This is a genomic window from Pseudomonas sp. P9_35, assembly GCF_034008205.1.
Lineage (GTDB): Bacteria > Pseudomonadota > Gammaproteobacteria > Pseudomonadales > Pseudomonadaceae > Aquipseudomonas > Aquipseudomonas kilonensis.
Genome location: NZ_CP125373.1, coordinates 1,332,721 through 1,351,820, shown reverse-complemented (window position 1 = coordinate 1,351,820; position 19,100 = coordinate 1,332,721). Strand labels below are relative to the sequence as shown.

General features: G+C 57.0%; 21 protein-coding genes. 10 read left to right on the top strand and 11 right to left on the bottom strand.

Annotated elements, in window-relative coordinates; all coding sequences use genetic code 11:
* The first annotated feature begins 5 nt into the window (after positions 1–5).
* A complete protein-coding gene (locus QMK47_RS05785; protein WP_320389929.1) occupies positions 6–293 on the top strand; it encodes a pyocin S6 family toxin immunity protein in 288 nt (95 codons plus the stop codon).
* 9 nt (positions 294–302) lie between these two features.
* The gene (locus tag QMK47_RS05780) at positions 303–557 is read left to right on the top strand and encodes a colicin E3-like toxin immunity protein (protein ID WP_320389928.1); all 255 of its coding nucleotides are present in this window, start codon (positions 303–305) and stop codon (positions 555–557) included.
* A 37-nt stretch (positions 558–594) separates the two neighbouring features.
* On the opposite strand, the gene QMK47_RS05775 is transcribed toward QMK47_RS05780, so the two are convergent.
* The 4 genes from QMK47_RS05775 to QMK47_RS05760 all read right to left on the bottom strand — a co-directional run bounded on the left by QMK47_RS05775 (position 595) and on the right by QMK47_RS05760 (position 3,278).
* Positions 595–828 (bottom strand): hypothetical protein, encoded by a 234-nt coding sequence (locus QMK47_RS05775; RefSeq protein WP_320389927.1) that lies wholly within the window; start codon positions 826–828, stop codon positions 595–597.
* Positions 829–976: 148 nt separating this feature from the next.
* A complete protein-coding gene (locus QMK47_RS05770; protein ID WP_320389926.1) occupies positions 977–1,672 on the bottom strand; it encodes a hypothetical protein in 696 nt (231 codons plus the stop codon).
* 61 nt (positions 1,673–1,733) lie between these two features.
* Positions 1,734–2,219, bottom strand: coding sequence for a DUF3592 domain-containing protein (locus QMK47_RS05765; RefSeq protein ID WP_320389925.1), 486 nt, complete (start codon positions 2,217–2,219; stop codon positions 1,734–1,736).
* Positions 2,220–2,492: 273 nt separating this feature from the next.
* Positions 2,493–3,278, bottom strand: coding sequence for a hypothetical protein (locus QMK47_RS05760; protein WP_320389924.1), 786 nt, complete (start codon positions 3,276–3,278; stop codon positions 2,493–2,495).
* 528 nt (positions 3,279–3,806) lie between these two features.
* Between QMK47_RS05760 and QMK47_RS05755 the strand changes: the two genes are divergently transcribed.
* Positions 3,807–5,450 carry an alkaline phosphatase D family protein gene (locus tag QMK47_RS05755; protein ID WP_320389923.1) on the top strand — a complete coding sequence of 548 codons (1,644 nt, stop codon included), beginning with the start codon at positions 3,807–3,809 and terminating at the stop codon, positions 5,448–5,450.
* Positions 5,451–5,471: 21 nt separating this feature from the next.
* Here QMK47_RS05755 and QMK47_RS05750 read toward each other — a convergent pair whose 3' ends face one another.
* Positions 5,472–5,747: a DUF2442 domain-containing protein gene (locus tag QMK47_RS05750; protein ID WP_320389922.1), complete on the bottom strand. Its 276-nt coding sequence runs from the start codon at positions 5,745–5,747 to the stop codon at positions 5,472–5,474.
* Between the two features lie 130 nt (positions 5,748–5,877).
* Positions 5,878–6,237, bottom strand: a complete 360-nt coding sequence (locus QMK47_RS05745; RefSeq protein ID WP_320389921.1) for a DUF6124 family protein — start codon at positions 6,235–6,237, stop codon at positions 5,878–5,880.
* A gap of 390 nt (positions 6,238–6,627) precedes the next feature.
* Here QMK47_RS05745 and QMK47_RS05740 point away from each other — a divergent pair, with 390 nt between their 5' ends.
* Complete coding sequence (locus QMK47_RS05740) at positions 6,628–7,032, top strand: DUF488 domain-containing protein (protein WP_253471709.1); 405 nt, start codon at positions 6,628–6,630, stop codon at positions 7,030–7,032.
* Between the two features lie 22 nt (positions 7,033–7,054).
* Here the strand turns inward: QMK47_RS05740 and QMK47_RS05735 are convergent, their stop codons facing one another.
* Complete coding sequence (locus tag QMK47_RS05735; protein ID WP_320389920.1) at positions 7,055–7,681, bottom strand: YopT-type cysteine protease domain-containing protein; 627 nt, start codon at positions 7,679–7,681, stop codon at positions 7,055–7,057.
* A gap of 199 nt (positions 7,682–7,880) precedes the next feature.
* On the opposite strand from QMK47_RS05735, the gene QMK47_RS05730 reads away from it, so the two are divergent.
* Together QMK47_RS05730 and QMK47_RS05725 are read left to right on the top strand one after the other, a co-directional pair.
* The gene (locus QMK47_RS05730; protein WP_320389919.1) at positions 7,881–9,233 is read left to right on the top strand and encodes a PBS lyase; all 1,353 of its coding nucleotides are present in this window, start codon (positions 7,881–7,883) and stop codon (positions 9,231–9,233) included.
* Positions 9,234–9,287: 54 nt separating this feature from the next.
* On the top strand, positions 9,288–10,790 hold the full coding sequence (locus QMK47_RS05725; protein ID WP_320389918.1) for a hypothetical protein: 1,503 nt from the start codon (positions 9,288–9,290) through the stop codon (positions 10,788–10,790).
* A gap of 216 nt (positions 10,791–11,006) precedes the next feature.
* Here the strand turns inward: QMK47_RS05725 and QMK47_RS05720 are convergent, their stop codons facing one another.
* From QMK47_RS05720 to QMK47_RS05705, 3 genes are all read right to left on the bottom strand, one after another.
* Positions 11,007–11,552: a DUF4256 domain-containing protein gene (locus QMK47_RS05720; protein WP_320389917.1), complete on the bottom strand. Its 546-nt coding sequence runs from the start codon at positions 11,550–11,552 to the stop codon at positions 11,007–11,009.
* 220 nt (positions 11,553–11,772) lie between these two features.
* Positions 11,773–12,522: a hydroxypyruvate isomerase family protein gene (locus QMK47_RS05710; RefSeq protein WP_320389916.1), complete on the bottom strand. Its 750-nt coding sequence runs from the start codon at positions 12,520–12,522 to the stop codon at positions 11,773–11,775.
* 41 nt (positions 12,523–12,563) lie between these two features.
* Entirely contained in the window at positions 12,564–13,217 is a 654-nt protein-coding gene (locus QMK47_RS05705; protein ID WP_053185763.1) for an aspartate/glutamate racemase family protein, read from the bottom strand.
* Positions 13,218–13,326: 109 nt separating this feature from the next.
* Between QMK47_RS05705 and QMK47_RS05700 the strand changes: the two genes are divergently transcribed.
* A complete protein-coding gene (locus QMK47_RS05700) occupies positions 13,327–13,743 on the top strand; it encodes a VOC family protein (protein ID WP_057451118.1) in 417 nt (138 codons plus the stop codon).
* Positions 13,744–13,931: 188 nt separating this feature from the next.
* Here QMK47_RS05700 and QMK47_RS05695 read toward each other — a convergent pair whose 3' ends face one another.
* Entirely contained in the window at positions 13,932–14,303 is a 372-nt protein-coding gene (locus tag QMK47_RS05695) for a PH domain-containing protein (RefSeq protein ID WP_024777581.1), read from the bottom strand.
* Between the two features lie 117 nt (positions 14,304–14,420).
* Here QMK47_RS05695 and QMK47_RS05690 point away from each other — a divergent pair, with 117 nt between their 5' ends.
* The 3 genes from QMK47_RS05690 to QMK47_RS05680 all read left to right on the top strand — a co-directional run bounded on the left by QMK47_RS05690 (position 14,421) and on the right by QMK47_RS05680 (position 19,083).
* Complete coding sequence (locus QMK47_RS05690) at positions 14,421–15,470, top strand: hypothetical protein (RefSeq protein ID WP_320389915.1); 1,050 nt, start codon at positions 14,421–14,423, stop codon at positions 15,468–15,470.
* A 450-nt stretch (positions 15,471–15,920) separates the two neighbouring features.
* Entirely contained in the window at positions 15,921–16,916 is a 996-nt protein-coding gene (locus QMK47_RS05685; protein WP_253471671.1) for a TRAP transporter substrate-binding protein, read from the top strand.
* Positions 16,917–17,178: 262 nt separating this feature from the next.
* Complete coding sequence (locus tag QMK47_RS05680; RefSeq protein WP_320389914.1) at positions 17,179–19,083, top strand: alkaline phosphatase D family protein; 1,905 nt, start codon at positions 17,179–17,181, stop codon at positions 19,081–19,083.
* Positions 19,084–19,100: the final 17 nt, after the last annotated feature.

The following is a 19,100-nucleotide window of genomic DNA, read 5'->3' as shown; positions in this document are numbered from 1 at the left end:
AAAAGATGGATACCATGCGTTGCTTCTCAATAACAGGCTTCTATCCAGACGACAAGAAAGACGATTCACTGCAATTCGAGACTTGCATAAAAAACGCCGAGCAAAACGAAGCGCTAGCCCAGATAACTGAAGCAAAACCATTCAACGCTGTTGAACCAGGAGAGCTGGAAATAACGGAAGAGCAACTCAAAAAAATAGAGAAAACACTCGACATGGAATTCCCTGCCGGACTGGAATATTTCATCGGGACTAGCGCCGACACCCCTTCAACCAAAACCAAATCAAAAAGCTGAGCGAGCCAAATGGGACTCAAACTCAGACTTGAATGGTTTAGCAAGCAAACCGAATCCTACGAAGGAGAAGAATATTCAAAAGACTTGGGCGAGGACGGTTCTGTCATTGAAGCCCTAGGGATTCCAATCGAAAACAACATAAATAACGGAGGCTTTAATGTCCCACAAGAATGGATAAAAATTCTCCACCCTTATTTTCAGCATTCAATTGATTGGCCCACCTACGTCTATCAGGTCTCCTTCGATTATCGAGACAGTTGGTAGGCACGGAGTGAGTGGTCAATTAAAGAGGAATACAGACTCACTCCACATACCGTGCCCGGCTAAAAAACAGTGCCGCACCGATAGCAATAGCACTGGTTGAAGCGATACCCACATCAAAACCCGAGATGAAAGATGGCAGCGCAAAAATACTCGCGAATCCCAGCGCAAGCAGGGTTATGCCGAACCATTTTCTGAGGTCGTAGGATTTCATATAGAAAAACAGCAGCAGGAACACCGCGTATGCCAAAGCGTATAGGCCATATTCATTCATAGTTCTAGCCGCCTTGAGAACGCGTTCGTTGGGTGTTGAGTAAATCGCACTGCTGCCGGGTCAAGGGTTTGGAAATCCCGACCATCATTTGGCAGGGCAAATCCTTGACGAGCATTTTGTCGTAGAGCACTCCGGTTTGCCTGTGCCGTTATCGCTTCAGATCTTCAATCAGCTTACCTACCGCCAAATCAGCCACCCGGGAAAACGCCGCACGCGCAGCTTCAGGATCGGTGGCGTACTGCTCCGGGGTGTAAGCGATGGTGTTGCCTTCATTGAATACCGAAATGGTATTGAAGTTGCGCCAAACCGAGGTGCCGCTGCGTTTCATGGAGGCGTTGACGCCAATGACGGGGTAAAGCACGGTGCTGTAGTTTTTCAGGCTAAGCCCCCACTGCGCGACCATGATTTCAACGTCGGCGTCCGCTCGCTCACCTTGCGCCACGAGGGTGAACAACCCTTCTTGCTTGATGCGCCTCTCGAAGCTTTCACGCACCAGTTGGCCCACATCGATACCGTGAGCCTGCATGTTGTTCAGAATGGCCTGGGAAACATCTACCGTCGCGCCGTCGGCCGCCTTAGTGCCCGCGACCGATCCGGCGCCCGCCAATGCGCTCGTGCCGGCGCTTGATGCCCCGGCGGCCATGCCAGTCGCTGCGCCTGCTCCGGCTCCCAGGCCTGCACCCCACGCCTGAGTCATGCTGGTGTATTGGAAGTTTTCTACCGCAAAGTACACGGGAAGGATCTTGATCGTTTTGATCTGGTGGCGGTCTTCAACGCTCAAGGACTTGGTTACGCACCCGGAAAGCAGGACGAGCGAAAGCAACGCGAGGATCAACTTTTTCATGGGGGGGAAAACCGATTACCTGGATGAATGAGGGCTCTGGGCATCATGACCGACAACCGTTTCAATAGAAGCGGTCTTCTTCTTTCATGCGGTAAATGCGACCGAACGTCATGAAGGAAATTCCGAAGAACACCAATGTCAGCAACACCCCGCCAGCCATGACGAAGAAGCTGGCGCGATAAGTGTGTAGCTCGGTGGCGATGCTGCTGATCTGGGGCAACCAACGTGAGTACAGCAGGGGAACGTCACCCCCTACCTCGTACTGAGTATGTTCGTTATAGCGTTGGTCCACGTATTCGTCTTCATGGACTTGTTGATCACCGTCGGTATACCGGTAATGAATGATGATGCCGTTTTCATTCATCGGGATGCTTTCCAGTTGCGTCACGGTGCCGTTTACCTCGACAGCGCTCCACCGAATTGCCCCATAAATGGACCCTGAGTGTTTTGCCAGGGAAGCTAGAAGCAACAGCACGCAGCAAGCTACGGTAAGCAGGACGATTCGGTTATACAGGTGGTCTTTTTCAGCTTCGCGTGGGTAAAACATACTCGATCCTTCGCGTGAAATCTTCCGCAAGCCTATCGGCGTTCGACCGGGCAAGTTGAATTTTCTCCAGCGCTCTCCCTCATTTCTTGAGATTCCTCCGGGAGGGAAAGCCAGGATTTGTTTGGGTAGTCATTTCTTGTTCTAGGACTGGGCACCAGACACATGTTCATCGGTAACAGGAGGATTCGGTGTAAGCGCAAGGCGATGTGGTCTGGCAAGGTTCGCTTGCCCGGTATTATCCGACAACCTGTTCTGTCGCTGTTTTTATCCCCTCTAGTAACCTGCAACGCATGTGTTTATTGCCGGTAGCAGCATGACGAGCTTCTTGCCTACTTCGACTTGGCGCTCCAGCGGGACCAACGTTTGCTCATAGGCAATCCGCTTCTTTGTCGCCTCCTGAGCGGCGTTCAGTTTTTTTGCGCCCCTCATGGAGAACCCCGCGACGCTGGTACTTTCATTCGTCACTTTGCTGGTGAGGTCTGCCTCCGCGGTTTCCTCGTTAGCCAAGGCTAACTGCTGCTCTTTCACTACGGCCCTGAAGTCACCGGCTTTTACAGGTTCATTCTCGATGGACTGTAGACGGGTAATGAGACCTTCCTTGACCTTGAGCGTCGCTTGCACCATGCCGGTAGGTAAGGCGCTCGCCGCTTCCTGGGTCTCTTTGCTGCCTTGCTGGATGGTGCCCCACAGCACCTCCTTGTCGTTTGTGGTCTGGGCGTGAGTGAGCATGCATTCCAGCGCCTTGCGAGCGCCGGCGTAGGAGGCGTATTGGATGTTGTACTGGTACCGATCAGAGGCAGCTATACCCAATAGTGACAGCCCTGCCCCTGTGTTCATGAGGCCTGGCTGGCCTGCCACAGCGCCGCCAACGGCCGCAATGGCGCCGATCGACGTATAGTCGCCGGTAGCCCAATCCAACCGCCCTCGATCCAGCGAATGCTTGTTTATCCGCTTGCGTAGGGCTTCCGCGTGTTTTTGGGCGATGCTCATTTGCTCGTAGGTGCCAGGATTAGGGGCGAGCACTGGCGGCTCATAGCCGACAACATCTTCAGGCGGCAAAGGCCAACTGTCATGGGCTGGAGACCAAGCGCACCCGCCCAAGAGAAACGATGCTGCACCGAGTAAGACAACACCAGTATGGTGGGGCTTCATAAAAATCCTTATGACGTAAGCGAAGCGGCTCTCTCGCAAGATAGTTCACGCGGGAATGCTGTCAAACCGCCACCCATGAAACTCCTAACCTAAGCGGCCCCTATTTTGGCGCGACTTCCGTTTCACCCTCAGTGAAGGTCTGCTAGACCAAACCTTCTATCGCCAAGGAGAAGGGTTCACCCGCAAAACCAGTTGTTTGCCATCGTTCACTGAATTTCCGTCGTCTAAATGTCACGTAGCTATCACCGTCGGTACTTCGGCTTATCGCCAAACGTTACGAAGGCCGATTAGACAAGCGAAGCGGCACGGCTATAGTCAGGGTGCCATCGCTCTGAATGGATCCGATCTTCCACGCTATGGGTCCTGCTGGAGGGAATAAACCTACAAACAGTTCATCTCATGCCTGAGAGAAATGAGCTCGGGCGAAGGACTCCCATGGCACTCGTCGACCCTAGAAATAATGATTACGACGTGAACAAACTTCAAAGCGCGAGCATTATTGGTCATGTGACGTCAAATACCGCGCGCATTTGGATTCGTGTCTATAAATCAGGGCTATGGAGCCTGGTCTGGTCGAAAAAACCTATTGAGGGGGATCTGGTAAAGCTCGATGGAAAACCCCTGATAGACTTTCTAAAAGCTTTCGACTGCGCTTATGAGCCGCACCTGTTCAGTCGGGATGACGACCTGACCCATACATTTGATCTTGAAGGTTTGGATCAAGATACCGCCTACTACTATTATCTAATGACCGACGAGACGGATGGTTCGGATAACTTTCGTAGAACCGAAATCGGCTGCCACAAGTCCCTTAGCTTCAGAACCATGGCCGAAGAAATGCCTGATTTCAGTTTTGGATTCTACAGCTGCCATGACCCATTCAACGCAAATGGCAGCTATGGTGCATGGCCTCTCTTTCTCGAAAGAATGAACACTGCAACCGCCAGGTTTTCTATAGGCGGTGGTGATCAGGTGTATGTGGACTGCCAAAAAAGCAAATATTTCCCAGACATCTGGGAATGGTTAAAAGATAACAAGGACGACCTGATAGCCGAGAGTTCCACCAATGGAAAGCTCGACACAAAAAAACTGGACGCGTACTTGCTAGATTTATATCGTTGGTACTATCGGGTGTACTGGAAGTTCCCGCACATGCAGGAAGTATTTTCGAAATTCCCACAATACATGATTTGGGACGACCATGAGATCATGGATGGCTGGGGGTCTCGTACTGACGCAGAGAGGCTGGCAATAATCTCCAGGTATTTCAAACGTGATGACAAAGCTACGGACAGAAAGTTAGTCAACTCGATGTGGACGGCTGCACGCACGGCCTACTTTGAATACGCCCACAGTCACAATCCCAAAACCGGCATCTCTAAGAACTCGTTAAAGACCCCTGACTCATGCATTTGGGATTACAGCTTTGACAAGGGTGGCGTTCCCTTCTACATGCTTGACCTGCGCGGGCATCATGACGTTGAGAGCCCCGAAAAGAAAAACTTTCTCCTGGGCACGAAACAAGTCGAAAGATTCGAAGCGTGGTTGAAAAAAAGCGAGCTCGCCTCCTCGCCTATATTATTTGTGGTCAGCCCTGTGCCCTTTGTGCATTGGAAATCCGTCGTACTGACCGTAGGGTCTTGGATGGATTCAGCGAAAGATGATTGTATGGATGAATGGGACCACAGCAGTAATCATGCAGAGCGAAATCGTCTGCTTGACTATATCTTCCAAGCGTTGGACAAAAGCGGTAAGACGCTCGTATTCATTAGTGGCGATGTCCACTGTGCCGCCGCCTTTCGGCTAAGCCATAACAAATATCGTAAAACCAGTGTTTACCAAGTTACCTCAAGCGCTATTTCTCGCATGCCGGCTGGCCAATTTGCAGGCGGAGGTATTGCAAACTCTGGTAAGGTTAGCGGCCACGACTCTATTTATTTTGAACATCTCTTTAGTCATTCGGAAGATAAGAATTTCGCGATTTTTCATGTAAAGGGTGGCACTTCAGCCTCTGTGGACCTGTGCTGGCCTGGTGGTACGCAAGGAGAGGCGGTGGTGAAGACACTCCGACTTCGATAGCCATGATGAACCTTGTGGGTCTTATCCAGTCATCACCTCACTGGCTTGCTCCAGCGCCAACCGATGCAGGGTGACAGCCGCCAGTTCCAAGTCATCACCCCAGCTCACATCAAAGCCCCGTTCGCCCACTTGGGCGGTGCGGAATAACGAAAGGTCCTCTAGAGGCTTGAGCACCGGGAATTGTCGGATATGTTCCCGCAGGTCTACGTCATAGCGCTTACCGTCGGCAAACTCCACCCGCAAGACATGTTTGCCGGGGACAGGCTTCACGCTGCTGACTCTGGCTTTGCTGATCATGGGTCAGCTCCTACGATTCTGTTCATTCCCCACACGCTGCAGGTCAGCGGTGGGCTTTTCCGCCCACGCCAAGGCGGCAGGAAAGGTCTAGCCGTGCAAGACCTTTCCTGTATTGAGGCGAACGCCTCGGCTACCTCACTTCAACAATATCCAACGCCCGATTCGCCAACAATTCACTCACCTCAATCACCTGCAAAATCCCCAACGCAACGCGCCGCCGCGAACCATCCAGATCAAACGCCAAATCATTGATCATGGCATTCGCCGAAGCCAGATTCTCACTGAGATTCGCAAGCAAACACTCAGAGTCCACACCCGGATCAATCCGAAAAATGGAGTCCGACTTGTCAGACGTTTCGCTCTTCGGCTTAGGCTTCAGGTAGTAATCCAACGCTCGCGTGGCAGCGTCATCGATTTTCTTGTTACGGGCAGACTGAGCACGAGAGACGTGTTCGTTCGTATCGGGGGGATTCGGAGTATCTTTTGCCATCGTCTTGCTTCCTGTCATTGGAGCCATCACCCACTCGCTGCTAAACGAGGGGAGGCAGCTGAACGCAGGTTAGCAGACCGGGGAAACAAGAAACCGGCGCGTCCGGGGACGCCCTGCGCACAGCCACCATCAAGTGCAGGATAGGGATTCCCGACTGGATGACACCTTGCACAACCTGTTTCGCCACGAGCTGCTAAACCCGATCACTGATGAGCAGTGACAGGTCCCAAACTACCGACGCAACCCAGGGCGCACAAGCCGGCGGATTCTGGCGTAGTTGTAGGCAATGGCGCAAGGCAGTGTCGGTTGAGCGCTTTGGACGTAGGACCTGGTCCCGCAGTGGACGTCGGCCTATTCTGACGCGGTCCCCTCTTCCACAGGCAGGCCTCCATGATCCAGTGCAAACGAGCCTATGAAACAGCCAGCGCCGAGGATGGCGTGCGCGTTTTGGTGGACCGCTTGTGGCCGCGCAATTGTCGCAAGGACGAACTCGCCATAGCCGAGTGGCTGCCGGAGCTCGGGCCTTCCCATGAGTTGCGCAAGGCATTCAAGGCGGGGGCTGTTTCGTTTGAACAGTTCAAAGTCGCCTATCGCAAGGAACTGGCTGCGCAGCCGCAGTGTTGGTGGCGGTTGGTGGATGTTGCACAGGGCGGCCACCTCACCCTGGTGTATGCCGCCAAATCCACGGTCGAGAACAATGCCGTGGTGTTGGCTGAATGGTTGGAGGATGAGGTAGAGAAACGGGCAGACGCGAGTTCACCGGTTTGCTATCGATCCGAGTTTCCGGGCCATTGATGTCAGCTGAATTCATCGCCGATCAGTGCGGTGCTGCGGCTCCTTGGAACGCACCGAATTCATCTTCGTGATCAAACTCCAACAGGTAGCTCTCGGTCACATGCCCGCCGGGAGCGACGTAGCTCGCCAACAGCGCGTGCAGGTCGTTGCACAGGTCGGTTCTCGATTGATAGGCGCCGACGCCGTAGTTGGGATCGAAGAGTCGCCCCGTCTGGCCGTCGTCAAAGGACGCTGCGATGGCGTGACCACCGCCGCCCTCCGGGCCATCGACGTAGTAGAACGAAATAATGAAGTGATGGGCCCCGGGCCGCTGGAGGATGTCGAGGATGATGTGGCTGGCGACCCCGCCGACGTAGCTCATTACTCTGCTCGGAGCGCGCCCGATGATCGACTCGGCAGTGTCTTCCAGTGCAATGCTCACACCGAGAAACATATTGGCAGTCAGCCCCTGCTGAGCATCGGCGATCGCCTCCTTTCTGGCCTGCAACGCGTCGAAACAGTCATAGGGCGCACCGATATCGACCCAGAGTGTACTGAAACCGAAGCACACGCCCAGGCTATCCCCGCCATACCAGGGAAGCCCTCCGCCGAATAGAGTGCCTTGGCCTTCCCATCTTCTGTTCTGGTGTGCTCGGGGGAAGGTGAACATGGGGGCTTTCTCCAGGGGGGCGGTTTCCGTCAACGGTAGACGAGGGGTAACCTGGGCGCCATTTATGCGGGGGCGTAAATCTGCCAGTCGTTTTCCCGGTGCACCGGGTTGTAGGGTTTTGGGGCGTGGTCGAGGCGAATTTTGCCCCTGGAATGAGGTATAAGAAAAACCCGCATGAAGGTGTGCAAAGGACTGAAACGTGAGCGCAATACGATCATGGCTGGACAGGTTGAAGAACAAGCAGACGCCTGAGCTCTCTTGGGCTGATCGTCGGCAGAACGAAGCGCTGGAAGCGCTCGCGCAGGCAGGGACCCACGCTACGTGGACAGAGCTCAGCAGTCACTACAACGGTTTCGTCCGGGAAATCGCCGTAAGGGAACTGTGCAGGCATCCCTCGCCTGAAGCGTTGGTCGCGTTGATCGAGCGGTTGAATGATTGGGTCCCGCAAATTCGCGATTTAGCCACCGCAGGCCTGGAGCATTACCTTTCGCCCGACCACATCCAGGCATTGCTGTTTGCCGTGGAGCCCCTCTTGGCTTTGGCCGCGCGTCGTAGAGCTGATCACGGCAAGACCCTGCAAACCGCTCGTGCTGTTTTGCAGTTGCCTGTTATCCGAGAGACAGTCCACGCGAATTTCCTGACACGACAGGGTAAAGCTGCCCGCTATTTGTTCGAACTTTTGCTTGAGAATGATCCTGCCCCGCAAGCACTGCTACGCAGCGCCCTCGCCCATCGTGAAGTGACCGTAAAGTTGATGGCCGTTTCTGCCTGTCAGCAAATGCCGGGCGCCCATGCTCGGCTTTTGCTGCTTGAAGCCCTGTCTCAGCGCGGTGCCAAGTTTCGCGTTTGCGTGCTGCGCACGCTGCTTCCTCTGCTTGATGATCCGCGGCCGGTTGTGTGTGAGGCCTTGCTTGACGCATCACCCTCGATTCGTAGCCTCGCGCGTTGGGCTGCGCCAAACAGCAACGTCGATGCGGCGACGATCCTTGCTGACCGACTGAAGCAGGAGATGCCCATCCGGAAGCGGGACTGGCTTGGTGTGCTTGGCCTTGCAGCGGAGCTCAACATCGAGCTGGAAGCGCAGTGGCAAGAAGAAGCGCTGCGTTCCCCCTATTCAACGGTGAGGCATGCCGCTGTCAGCACCGTATCCGATAGCCTGCTGCCGGAACTGCTCAGGGCCCTTGATGACCCGTCGGACAATGTTTTTGCCGCAGCAATCGTGCGCTTGAACAAACAACCCTGGTCTTCAGTGAACGCTGGGGTAGACGCCAAGCTGGATCGAGATTGGCATGACCTTTCGACAAAGCGCCGAAGCGCGATTTTCCAGTTGCGACCGCTATGGCAGCAGGCTGCGTACCTGTTGGCTCGACTGGACGCAGAACCTGCGGTGCAGGCCTTGTGGCTTCGTCAATTGAACCTATGGTGCGATCGTCAATATCAGATGGTCGATCCAGTCACGCCAAAGGCCGAGCGAGCAGCGCTTACAGAGCGACTCCAAGCGTTGGCCGCGCAAGGCCTTATTGGTCGCAACAGCGTTGCACGCGTTGTTTAGCCACAAACACATTGACCGAGCGATGTAGACACCATCACAAGGAAGACAGCCGCGATGCAATCGCCATTTGATCCGTTGGTTCATATCGACTGGAAAACACCGGGCAGCGACTTGCTCGGGCTGTTGCAGCATTACTATCCCGACATCGGTGTGTTTGCCGGCCCGGGGTTCGAGGCGTTGTTGGATGAGTTGTCCAACGAGATGCCCGAGATCTGCTTCGAGGCGCTGGCGCCGGTGTTGGCGGCTCAGGGTTATGACTTGTGGAACCTGGATGCCGGTGGCGATGATTATCGGCCGGTGGTTTTTCCCTCGGATCAGCGCGAGGCGTTTGCCAAGCACTGGCAAAGCCCGCGCGGGGAGCTGAGGTTCACGGCAACGTTGATCGAGCCCCCTGCGGTGAAAGCACGCAAGCCGGCCAAACCCAAGCGCAGCAAGGTGAAGTGGCTGCAGGAAGTCCATGACTACCCCGGCGCCACCTATGTGCATGAATACAACTACCGCAACGGTTGGGCCGCCATCACCGAGCAGGACGAAGACCAGTGGTTGTGCTTCCTGATCGATTACAACCAGTGGCCGCCCGCCGAGCAGGACATGCTCGAACACCGGACCGATGGCGTGGACGGCGCGGACTTGCAGCTCATCGATGCCGATGCCCAGCGCAGCCTTTGGAAACGTCGGGGGATACGCGGCGATTACAGTGCGGACGACCGTTACCAATACGAAATTCGGCAAGGCGATGAGATCGCGGCGTTCGGGCCTGCCGGGGTGCAATGGCCGGAGTTTGAACAGCCCTGCGTGGTGGTGGGCTCGGAGATATTCGAACGCCAGCGTATTTACGAACCCGAGCATGTGACGCGGATCTGGCGGATCACGGCGGACAGCAGCGAGGTGATTTTCGAGTACGCGGATGAACTGACGATCCTGCCCGTCGGCCCTGGTCGCTTGCTGTTCATGCAGCACAACGGCCCGCGCTGCTGGACTTGGAGTCAAGAATCGCCGCACCAAGCCATCGCCGCCAAACCGATGCCCGCTGAGGCTTACAAGCTGCGGGCGTCAACCGTGTACCTGGGGGGGAACGAGGTTCTGCTGTTCAGTGAAGGCGCGCGGCAGAACGTCGAGCATTCGGGTTATCAGGAGACGGTGCTGTTGGCGTGGCGCTTCAACTTCATGACCGGCACTGCGACGAAGGCGACATTGGATGGTTTCGGCAGCGAGCTGCGCCAGGACACGCGCCTGCTTGTCACGCAGCCCAAGCAGGTCATTACCTTGCGCACGTTTCATGGGCAGCTTCATGTGTCCCGGGGGCATGGGGATTGGTGGGTGTGGAGTTATCGCGCCAATACGTTTGGGTCGCAGACGCTGGCGTGGTTTTGGAATCAGGGCAGTGATGAGGTGGTGAAGCTGTCGACCAAGGACATCCCGCGTATTAAGCCGGATGTTCGTTACGTGCCGGGGCAGGATCGGTATCTGGCGTTTGAGACGGAGTTCGTGGCGCGGTTGCCGGAGTTCAGTGAGATGGTTGAGGCCAAGGGGGGTGAGATTCTGGTGTTTGAGTGAGGTGGATTTGCCTCACCGCGATCCTTCGAACACATCAGCTTTTGTGGCGAGGGAGCTTGCTCCCGCTCGGCTCTGTAGGAGCTGCCGGAGGCTGCGATCTTTTGATCTTGAGCGTTCGCTCCAGACTCAACGGGCAATGAAAGATCGCAGCCTCGTTGCACTCGACAGCTCCTACACACAACCCAGCGGGAGCAAGCTCCCTCGCCACAGGTTTGCTTAGATGCTTAATACCCCACGAAACCCACGCGCCGCGTAATACGATTGCACACCATTGTGGTAGATGAACACCCGGCCATATCGGTAGTCGCCAAAAATCGCCCCATCGAGCGAGCGAAGCGCTGGAGGGGTTGCCAGCCAACTGGATGTCTTGGCATCAAACTCGCCGAGCGTTTGCAGCGCTCGGTACTGCTCTTCCGTCAGCAGGGCGATACCCATTTCTTCAGCCATTTCCATGGCACTGCCTTTGGGCTTGTTCTCCTTGCGTGCGTCCAGGGCGGCGCGGTCGTAGCAAAGGCTTCGGCGACCGGTTGGGCTTTCTTTGGCGCAATCGCAGAAGGTGACAGCAGCGGTTTTCGGATCGAGGCCGATCACGTCTGGCTCGCCACCGGTGGCTTCCATGGCCTGGAGGGACTTCAAGGCATTGGGGTTGGTTTCGAGCTTGGCCTGGACGTCGGCCCAGAGGATGTCTGGGTGACGGTTCAGGTTTTTTTCGAAGCGGGTTTTCAGGGTTTGGATGAGGTTGTCTTGTTCTTGTTTTTTCATGGTGTGGGAGTCCCTGGGTGATCGGTTGCCGATTCCGCGCCTGGTTCAAGACTACCTAGGATAGACGGGCAGCAGATTTCCCACAGACCGGGCCGCTTTTTTTGTGGGAGCGAGCTTGCTCGCGATGGCGGTGTATCAGCCAGCAGATTGGTTGACTGTGAATCCGCTATCGCGAGCAAGCTCGCTCCCACAGGAGGGTGGAGGCAGGCTTGGCTGTTTGTCAGGCACTGAACTGTCTGAGCCAATCAAGGCCTGCCACGGTAGAGCCGGTGGGGCGGTATTCACAGCCGATCCAGCCTTGATAGCCACGCCGCTCCAAGTCTGCGAACAACGCCGCAAAATCCATGCTCCCCGTTCCTGGTTCATGACGCCCCGGGCAGTCGGCAATTTGCACATGGACGGTTCGGTCATAGAACCGAGCCAGGATATCCGCCGCGTCCCCGGTCAACCGTTGGGCGTGGTAAAGATCGAGGATCAGCCCAACACTCGGGAACATCTCCAGCACCTGCTGCGCCTTGCTGAAGTCGGACATGTAGTAGTCCGGCATTTCCTGCACACAGATGACTTCAATCAGCGGCCGCAGCCCCTGGTCCTCAAGGAATTTGACGGCGTACTCCAGGTTGCGCCCATAGATAAGCGCGGCGTCTTCCTGGGTCGTAACGCCCGACATGATGTGGACATCCGAACATGCCAGCGCCTTCGCATAACGAGCAGCCTGGAGCAAGCCGCTGCGAAACGCCTCTTCCTGGCCGTGCAAGGCTGCGATGCCTTTGGTCACGCCAGCCGGTGCGGCGAACTGGATCAACGGCAGGTTGTGTTGAGTCAGGTGATCGGCCAGAAGACTGGCGTCGAACTCGTAGGGCGACGGGAATTCCACCGCGCGAAACCCGGCAGCGGCGGCGGCTTCGATGCGTTGTAGAAAAGGCACTTCATTGAATTGAAAACCGAGGTGAGCGTTGAACTTGGGCATGGGGTAAATCATCCATCCTGGGAAGAAACGAAATCGTCCGTTTAGAGCAACTTGCGCAGCGCCAGCACGGCACTGTCGGGTGTGGTCAATACCGGTAGTCCGGAGCGAGCCTGGGCCTGTTCGGCAGCACTGGTCATCGAAAACTGGGCGAAGCAGATCAAGTCGCAATCCTTAACCTGAGCGGCCATTTCCACGATGGCGGCATCGTGGGCTTGCGGGTTGCCGTCTTTCAACGCCTGCAATGCCCCCGGAACGAAATAAGGCACCACTTCCACCGCGCGACCACTGCGCTCTACCGCTTGCTTGAACTCGGGCATCATCGAGGTAATGGTGGGTTCGAACGTTGCCAGCACAGCAATGCGCGATGCCTGGCTCAGCGCCTGGTCGATCATGGCTTCGTTCGGCTTGAGCACGGGAATGGCCACCTCGGGTTTCACCAGGTCGATGGCATCGCCAAACGCCGAGCAGGTAAACAGGATGGCATCCGCCGCGCTTTGTACGGCGTAGTGGGACAGCGTCAGGAAGCGCGCCTTCATGCTCGTGGTCAACTCGCCCTCTTCCACCCGGTCCTGGGGCAGCGAGTCCTCGAGCAGATTGATGATCCGTGCCTGCGGCCAATGCCGGGCAAAGGCTGCCGTGATGGGCTCGATCGCCAATGGGGTCGCGTGGATCATAAAAATTCGTGGAGCCTTCATGCTTATGCCATTCTCCAGATCATGTTTTTTTGCACGGTATCAGAAGCCCCGATAGCGTGTGGAATTCCTGTGGCAAAAAACAATGCGGCACTGAGCACATGAGGCCCGTATGAAGAACTTCACGATTCAACGTATCGACCACATCGTCCTGCGCGTAAAAGACATCGAGCGCAGCCTCGCTTTCTACACGTCGGTGCTCGGTTGCGAGCTCAAGAAGCGCCGGGACGATCTTGGCATGCTTCATCTGGGCACCGGTGTTTCGATGATTGACCTGGTGGCCGTCGACGGGCCTCTCGGTCGCCAAGGTGGACCGGCGCCCGGTAAGCAAGGGCACAACGTCGATCACCTCTGCCTGCGTATCGAGCCGTTTGATGAACAGGCCCTCCTCGCGCATTTGGCCTCGGCCGGCCTGTCCGTTGAGAAAGCGCAGATGCGCTATGGCGCGGAGGGCAAGGGCTGGTCGATCTACTGCTTCGATCCGGATGGCAACCAGATCGAGTTGAAGGGGCCGGCGTTGGAGCCCTGAGTTCAACAGGCGGAGCTGCCCCTGTGGGAGCGAGCTTGCTCGCGAATGCGGTCTGTCTGGGCCGGTGATGTTGGCCGTGCCGCCGTCATCGCGAGCAAGCTCGCTCCCACAGGAGGGGCGGTGGTGAACGCTGCATTTGCAAACACCCGCTCCCACAGGGGATTGGCGGTGGACACTGAGTTTGCCGATCAGGCCAGGAGGTGTTTGGAGATCACCTTGGAGATTTCCACAATGCCGGTCTTGCCGGTGAATTCGAATTTCACTTTGCCCAGGGATGAAAAGTAGATCTCCAGTTCAGAGTCCAGGTCGAAGGTGCCGGAGGTTTCGACCGAGTAGGCGACGATGTTTTTGTAGGGCAAGGAGGTGAAGTCTTTTTTGCTGCCGGTGATGCCCTGTACGTTCACCGCGATGATGCGTTTGTTGGTGAAAACCACACCGTCGCGCATGGATTTATAAGCGTCGATGACCTGTTCACCGTCCAGTAGCAGGGCCGTGACACGTTCGGCGTATTCGTCGTTTTGCTTGAGCTTGAAGAAGCCTTTGTTGTTGAAGTCGATCATCCATAAGTCCTTGTCGAGAAGAAGAGGGTATTGCCTACAGCCCGGCGGCAGGTGATGGACGCGATAGTGGCACTTCAGTAGCATTCGCCGACTTTATCGATCCTTCAAGGTTGACCTATGCTCGCCCTGCCTCGCTGTCCTGCCCCGTTGTTAGCATTGTCCGCGTTGTTTGTATTGCTCGGCGGCTGCAGCGTCAATGGCACTTATCCCGATGCCATCGAACCAGACGCCGCCAAGTTGCGGTTCGTCGCCAATACCAGCAACGCCACGCTGGATTATTTCGACGCGGCCCATTGCGACGGGCAAACCACCGGCATTCTCAACAATATGCTGCTGAGCGATACCGCGCGGCGGGTGGGGATGAGCGTTCCGGCACCCAAGGATGCCAGGGGTTATTTGGAGGTCAAGCTCAAGCCCGGTGAGCAGATTCACCTGCGCACCAACATGAACAGCGGTTATGCCGTGTGCGGCAAGGGCTTCAACTTTACGCCCGAGGCCAATGCCGAGTACGAGGTGACGTTCAAGTCCGAGAAGAACTTCTGCCTGACTCGGTTGCAACGCTTGCAACGGATCGACGGCAAGGACGTGCGCACACCGATCCCGATCCTGAAAAAAGACTTTCCCGCCTGCGCCGGTCGCAATGCGCTGTTCCCCAAGACCTACCCGGACACGCCCCATCGCTTGGAGCTGATGAACCGAGTCATCGATAAAAGCCTGGTCGTCACGGTGAAGAGCGATCCGGCCAAGGAAAAAGTCGAGCCTTATTCGCCAGAGAAGCTGGACACCCTGATCAGCGAACGCAAGGCCAAGCTCGGCTTCGAGCTGCCGGCTGACTACTGGACGCTGTACCGGGAAAACCTGAAGACGTTTGGCGATGACATGGCGCAGAACAAGGCGCACTCGATGGAACGCTTCAAGGACGAATACCAGACCCGCCTGCGGCAGTTGAAGGACGAGCAGTTGGAGCAGTGGGCGTTGCCCAAAACCGCCAACGCCAAACCGGAAAAAGCCGAGGTCGACCTGGACGTCGCGATGATGGTGGAGTACTTCCGGATCGGGAATGGGGTGATGGTCGAAGCGGTAGGTCATCACCTGGAGAGGATGGCGCAGATGGATGAGCGTTACGGGGTATGTGCGCGGTTTGCGGAGTGCTGGAAGCGCAACTAGCAAGAGGATGGGCCACCGTCTTCGCGAGCAAGCTCGCTCCCACAGGGGGTTGGTGCTGGACGCAGCATTTGCAAACACCCGAGATCAAAAACTGTGGGAGCGAGCTTGCTCGCGATAGCGGTCTGCCCGGGCCGGTGATGCTGAATGTACCGCCGTCATCGCGAGCAAGCTCGCTCCCACAGGGGATTGCGGTGGGCCCAGGATCAGTGAACAGCCGAGATCAAAATTGTGGGAGCGAGCTTGCTCGCGATAGCGGTCTGCCCGGGCCGGTGATGCTGAATGTGCCGCCGTCTTCGCGAGCAGGCTCGCTCCCACAAGAGGATTGCGGCGGGCATAAGATCTGTGAACCCTGCGACGGGTGATTTTTCTCCTAGACTTATCGCTGTTTGCTGTACGTCGGGTTTCGAAGAGACCCGTACGATAAATATAAAATGCAAAGGGAACTTCGCAATGCTCAAACCTATGTGGAAAGCGCTTGCCTGCACGCTGGCTTTTGGGGCGTGGGGCACGGTGGTGGCGGCCGAGCCGATCGTCATCAAATTCTCCCACGTGGTAGGTGACCAAACGCCCAAGGGCCAGGGCGCGTTGATGTTCAAGAAGCTGGCGGAAGAGCGGCTGCCGGGCAAGGTGAAGGTCGAGGTGTACCCCAACTCCACGCTGTATGGCGATGACAAGGAGTTGGAAGCCTTGCTCCTCGGGGAAGTGCAGATCATTGCGCGGTCGCTGGCCAAGTTCGATCAGTACACCAAGACCGTGCAGTTGTTCGACTTACCGTTTTTATTCGACGACATCGCCGCCGTGGACCGTTTCCAGCAGAGCCCCGAGGGCCAGAAGCTGCTCAAGTCCATGGAAAGCAAGAACATCACCGGCCTGGCCTATTGGCACAACGGCATGAAGCAGCTATCGGCCAACAAGCCCCTGCGCACACCCGAGGATGCCCGCAGCCTGACGTTCCGGATCCAGACCTCCGCAGTGCTGGAGGAACAATTCAAGGCGGTGGACGCCAAGGCTAAACCGATGATTTTCTCAGTGGTGTACCAGGGTTTGCGCACCGGTTTGGTCAACGGCACGGAAAACACCTATTCGAACTTCTACAACCAGAAACTCAATGAAGTGCAGAAATACGTCACCGAGTCCAACCACGGCATACTCGACTACATGTTGATCACCACCTCGGACTTCTGGAACGGTCTGCCGCCGGATATTCGCAGCGAACTGGACAAGATCGTGGTCGAGTCCACCGCCCATGCCAACCAGGAAGCGGAGCGGTTCAACCAGCTGGATAAGCAGCATGTACTCGATGCCAAGACCACCGAAATCATTACCCTCACACCGGAGCAGCGAAATGCCTGGCGCGAGAAGATGAAGCCGGTATGGGCCAAGTTCGAAACTCAAATCGGGCCGGATCTGATCAAGGCGGCGGAGGCTTCAAACAAGGTCCAATGATGTAACAAGGCCGGGGGTAACTTGGTGCCCCTGGCTGAACACTATCTGTGGCGAGGGAGCTTGCTCCCGCTGGGCTGCGCAGCAGCCCCCAAATATTTGCCTGACACACCGCGTTGTCAGGTTTTGGGGGCGCTGCGCGCCCCAGCGGGAGCAAGCTCCCTCGCCACAAAAGCAGGGTTGCCACAATGCCTCCCCGTCCCCAGCAACCCAGCACATTGCGTTATGATCCCCGCCTCTCCCTGAACAGAGCTTTTACCCACGAATGCTACCGTCCACCGCCGACACCCCCACCCTGCCCGCCGTCCTGGTCGGTCCACTGTTGCGACGGCTGGAGCCCACGCGGCTGGTGATGTGGCTGGTGGGCACGCGAGCATTGGCGTTGACGTTGCGCGTGGCCGGCGTGGGCGATCTTGCACTGGATGCGACGCGCTGCACCGTGGTGCCGGTGGGGCAGCGGGCGTTTGTGCACTTGATCGATGTACGGCTCGCCAGCCCCCTGCCCCGGGACGTGACGATTGACTACGACTTGCTGGTGGACGGCGCGCCCATCGCCGAATGGGCGCCGCATCAGCTGTATGACGGCGCACAGTGTCCGAATTTCATGCTGCATTCGCGCATCGAGCAACTGGTCCACGGCTCTTGCCGCAAACCCCATTACCCAGCCAACGACGGCCTGCTTTGCGTCGATCGGCTGTTGGCGCAAGCCCCTGAGCAACGCCCGGCATTGCTGATGATGAGCGGCGACCAGGTCTATGCCGACGACGTCGCCGGGCCCATGTTGCGGGCGATTCATGCGCTGATCGAACGCTTGGGACTGTTCGAGGAATGCCTGGACGGCGCCGTGGTGGAAGACAGCGCCAAGCTCTATCAGCACCCGGCCAGTTATTACCATCGTGCCGATTTGTTGCCCGCACTTGAGAGTAACGAAACCCTGCGCGAACGATTTTTCGGCGGGGCCCGCAAGCCGATTTTCACCAGCAGCAGCGCCGACAATCACCTGGTGACCTTCGCCGAGGTCATGGCGATGTACCTGCTGGTGTGGTCGCCCGTGCCCTGGACGTTGATCGCGGTGCTACCGCCCGAACTGACCGTGGAACGGCGCCAGCGCTACGACCTGGAACAGCAGCGCATCGAGGCGTTCAAGACCGGGCTGGGCGGCGTGGCGCGAGTGTTTGCGCACCTGTCGTGCCTGATGATTTTCGACGACCACGACATTACCGATGACTGGAACCTGTCTGCGCAGTGGGAGGAAACGGCCTACGGCCATCCGTTCTCCAAACGCATCATCGGCAATGCGTTGATCGCCTACATGCTCTGCCAGGGCTGGGGCAACAACCCGGATGCCTTCGCTGACGTGCTCCCGCAAACCTTGGCCCTGAGCGACACCGCCCGGGACCGTTACCTCGACAGCGAACCCCAGGACCAGCTGATCGACACCCTGCTGGGTTTCCAGCAATGGCATTACGTGCTGCCGAGCACCCCGGCCCTGGTGGTGCTCGACACCCGCACCCGCCGCTGGCGCAGCGAGAACAACCTCAAGCAACCTTCCGGCCTGCTGGATTGGGAAGCCCTGAGCGAGTTGCAGCAGGAATTGCTGGATCACCCGTCGGCGATTATCGTCTCACCGGCGCCGATCTTCGGTGTGAAGCTGATCGAGACTGTGCAGCGGGTGTTCAGTTGGTGCGGTTATCCGCTGCTGGTGGATGCGGAAAACTGGATGGCCCATCGCGGCGCTGCCCAGGTGATCCTGAACATTTTCCGCCACTCGCGTACGCCTGGTAATTACGTGGTGCTGTCCGGGGACGTGCATTATTCCTTCGTTTACGAAGTATTGATCCCACACCGCAAGGGCGGTCCGCGCATTTGGCAGATCACCAGCAGTGGCATCAAGAATGAATTTCCCCCTGCGCTGCTGGAATGGTTCGATCGCCTGAACCGCTGGCTCTATTCGCCGCGCTCGCCCCTGAACTGGTTCACCAAGCGCCGCAGCATGCGCATCGTCCCCCACACCCCGGAACACGCCGAGGCCGGTGAGCGGCTGTGGAACAGCGCCGGCATTGGCCAGGTGTTCTTCAATGAACAGGGGCAGCCCGCGAAGATCTACCAGCACAACGCCAACGGCCAGCCGCCGACGCGGATGCTGCCGCCCAAATCCCCATCAGCCTGAAATCTGTGACCTGTGAC